The sequence below is a fragment of the Terriglobales bacterium genome, from assembly GCA_035691485.1.
Taxonomy (GTDB): Bacteria; Acidobacteriota; Terriglobia; order Terriglobales; family Acidobacteriaceae; genus JAIQGF01.
The window spans coordinates 1-3,703 of sequence record DASSIZ010000040.1 but is presented as its reverse complement, the minus strand read 5'-3'; the positions used below and the strand labels follow the sequence as shown (position 1 = coordinate 3,703).

The 3,703-nt window shown below is 60.6% G+C and carries 3 protein-coding genes; 2 read left to right on the top strand and 1 reads right to left on the bottom strand.

Translation table 11 applies throughout. From position 1 onward, the window contains the following. A partial coding sequence (locus VFI82_04955) for a sigma-70 family RNA polymerase sigma factor (GenBank protein ID HET7184010.1) occupies nucleotides 1–549 on the bottom strand: 549 nt, incomplete at its 3' end. Nucleotides 550–691: 142 nt separating this feature from the next. Here VFI82_04955 and VFI82_04950 point away from each other — a divergent pair. After that, nucleotides 692–1,129 (top strand): hypothetical protein, encoded by a 438-nt coding sequence (locus VFI82_04950; protein HET7184009.1) that lies wholly within the window; start codon nucleotides 692–694, stop codon nucleotides 1,127–1,129. A gap of 413 nt (nucleotides 1,130–1,542) precedes the next feature. Next, on the top strand, nucleotides 1,543–3,663 hold the full coding sequence (locus VFI82_04945; protein ID HET7184008.1) for a hypothetical protein: 2,121 nt from the start codon (nucleotides 1,543–1,545) through the stop codon (nucleotides 3,661–3,663). Nucleotides 3,664–3,703 lie beyond the last annotated feature (40 nt).

Below are 3,703 nucleotides of genomic sequence, written 5' to 3'. Positions count from 1 at the left end.
TAATTTCTTTCGGGCGACAAAGATCCGGGACTTCACGGTTCCAACCGGTACCCCCACCATGGTCGCGATTTCTTCGATGGTTTGGCCTTCCATCGCCGAGAGCAAAAGCACCAGGCGCAATTTCTCTGGCAACTCCTCGAGAGCGCGCTGCAGGTGAGCCTGAAATTGATTCGAAGCGGCAAGGTCTTCCGCGGTGACCGGCGGAAGCTGGTGTGCCGGCTGCGACCACAGCATGTCGCGTTGCTCGCTGCGCTTCACGGAGCGCAAGCGATCGAGGGCGAGCCGAAACGAAATGCGAACGAGCCAGCCACGAAAACGGTTGCGGTTGCGCAAGCTATCGAAACTCTTGTAAGCCCGTAACAACGCTTCCTGGGCCACGTCTTCGGCATCGGCCGCATTGCGCAGGACGCCGCAGGCCACGCGGTAGGCCAGCGGGCCGCATTCGGCGAGGCGCTCTTCGAATTCCCGCCGGGCGTCCGCCTGAGCTGCCTCGGGTTCCAACTCGCTCCTTGCCGTGCTGACTGGCTGGATCAGGACGAGCTCCTGCATGGCATCCCTTCTATTGCTCACCCAACGCAGCGGCCTGTAGTAAGCAGGGGCACCCGCTCCCCGTACAACTAGCAGACGCCGCCCAGGCGGATTTGGTTCACTTCAGAATGCGCCCTTGGGAACCTAGGAGTCAGATACCCAGTTGGCCCAGCAGCCCTTCAAGATTGGAATCGTCGACAACCACTTCCCGAGGCGGCTCGCCTTTGGAACTCGCCTGGACCGCGCCTTCGTCAAAAGCCTGGAAAAGGCGCATCTTGGCAACGGCGTACTCTTCGGAACTGGAGAGCGAGCGGCCGTTTTGTGCGGCCCAGCCGTCGAGGGCCGACTGCTGGACGAAAATTTTGAAAGGAAAGGCAGATTGGCGGTCAACCGAAACGACATAAGTGAACTCGCCGCCAGGGCTGGCATCACGCTGAGCGCGACTCCCATCGAAAAAATAATACTGATACACGAAACCATCAGCGGCGGAGTAGCTTTTGACACGGCGAACGGCATCGGGGCGAGCCATGGGGGGATTATTGGCGGGGAAAGGAGAGAAGTCAACGCAAGGGTCGGCGAGCCGAAGGTGGTGCCGAAATGAAACGCTTTCGCCAGTTCTGAGTTCCTAATCAGAACTCGAGTTGTTCCTAATGCGTATTTCGCATCAGCCAATGGCGGCAAGGTCTCGCCGCAAAAGACTCTCGTTGCAGCGGAAATCGTTATTTCTCACCGACTTGCGCACGGAGCTTGCTGGCGCCCGGTTTTCGTCTGCACAAATGACGATTCTTCTTTCGCTGGTCCTTCGCCTGCTCTCGGCTGGGCATGCGGCCCCTTCCGCAAAGCGACAAAAAGGAATCAAGCGCGGTTAAAGCTGTTTTCGCGGCCCTTCTCTCTGCGGCTGCTTGGTTGTCCGGCTGCAACGCAGGAGGCACAGTCGCACCGCCGCCACCACCTCCTCCTTCCATTACTGTGGCCGTTACTTCTCCAGTCAGCACAGTCCTACTGGGGAACCAATTGACGCTGACGGCCACGGTCACCAACACCACTAACACCAGCGTGAGTTGGAGCGTGAACGGCATTGCAGGTGGAAGCGCACGGGTCGGGATGATCTCGGCGGCAGGCGTTTATAGCGCGCCCGACGACCTGCCTTCTCCGGCCGCAGTGCAAATCACAGCGACCAGTCAGGCCGACCCCACAAAGTCGGGATCTGCAAGCGTGGTGATAACCAGCGACATCGCGCTAACGCTGACTCCGAATCCCGCAAGCGTCGAGTTGGGGGCGATCCAAGCTTTCCAAGCCGCAGTAACCAGCAATGGTCATCCAGATGCCACAGTTATCTGGAGCCTATCCGGTGGAGCTTGCCCTACTGCCTGCGGGACGGTGGATACCAGCGGCCGGTACACCGCGCCGGGAATCCTTCCCTCGCCTGCAAGCGTGATGCTGACTGCGCAAAGCGTTGCCGACCCTTCGAAGCAGATCTCTGCAGCGGTGAATATCACCAGCACCTTCACGCTGCAACTCACCGCGCCCTCGATTGTGCCAGCGGGAACCAGCGCGACGATCGTAGCCACGCTGACGCCCGTTCCCAATTCCAATCCCAGCACGGTGCTGACGTGGGCGCTCAGCGGAGTGGGTTGCAGCGGGTCCTCGTGCGGGGTTTTGAGCGTAGTGACGACCCAATCGGCGGGCGCAAATGTCACGGCAAGTTCGGCGACTTACACTGCGCCCGCGACCGCACCTACGCCGAATACGGTGACGGTGGCCGTCACGCCGCAGGCGGATCCTTCGAAACAAGCACAAGCGTCAATTGCCATTCAGCCGGGAATCAGCGTGAGCGTTTCGCCACGGGCGGACACGCTCGCCTCTAATCATCGTGTGACCCTGACGGTGCAGGTCAACGGAACCCCGAACACCGGCGTAAATTGGAACGTCAATGGCACGGCCGGAGGGAGCGCCGCGCTTGGCCAGATTTGTGTTGTCGCCTCGAGTCCCTGCCAGATTGTGAACAGCACAACAGCTTCACAAGTGGACTACGTGGCGCCAGGCGCGATACCTTCGCCGAATCCGGTCAGCGCCACCGCGGTGAGCGCGGCGGATTTCACAAAAAGTGCCAGCGCGCAGATCACCGTCATCAATCACGTGCTGGTCTCGGTGCAGCCCGCGACCGTGACTTTGGCCCCACTGGCGGTGCAGGCTTTTCAGGCATCGGTGCTCGGCACCAGCAACCAAGCGGTGGTCTGGCAAGTGCAAGGCACGGCGTGTTCGGCGGCAGGAACCTGCGGCTCCGTCGATGCCAATGGAAATTACACAGCTCCCTCTGCTCCCCCTGCACCAGACGCGATTCAAGTCGTGGCCATCAGCTCGGATGACACCACGCAATCGGGCACAGCGAACGTGACCATCGCTGGCGGCGCGAACATTCTCACGCTGCATCCTTCGAGCGTGTACGCAGGTGCAGCGCAGGGATTCACTCTGCGCGTGGATGGCAGCACATTCGTCGCGTCAAGCCCGGGGCCCGGATCGACCATGCTGGTCGCGGGAACGGCTCGGACCACTACTTGCATATCCGCCCTAGAGTGCACCGCGCCCGTAACCGCGGCGGACGTGGCCATCGCGGGAAACGTCTCCGTGCAAATACAAAATCCGAACGGCACCGCTTCGAATGTTGTGTCGCTCGTCGTGGCCACGCCAAACCGCTCCGATGAAGTGATCGCGTTGAGCAGTGCGGCGCCCGCAGCATCGGGAAAAGACATCGTCGTTGTGGATCCGACTACAGGTGGGATTTCAACGCCGGGCAACGACCTGGACATGAATGTCGCTGCGCTCGGGGCGTTCTCGACGGCTAACAATTCCTGCACGCTGGGTGGGAATCCGATTCCCCTTCTGCGACCCGCAAGCGGAACAGCAACAGTCGACATCTGCCTTTTTTCGCAGAGCGGCTTTGACACCAGCATGACGTACACGGTGACCGGGGCGGGGGACATTACGGTGATCGCAAAGCAGCCTGCGGGGCTAGGGATTATCCACTTAACCTTGCAAATTGCCGCGAGCGCCGCGACGGGTGCGCGAACGCTCTTTATTCAAAACACGAATCTGGACAAGACCGCGGCAAGCGGCGCGCTGGAGGTGCGTTGAAATGAGCTACGTCGAGCGGCGCAGGTTTCTCTGGATATTG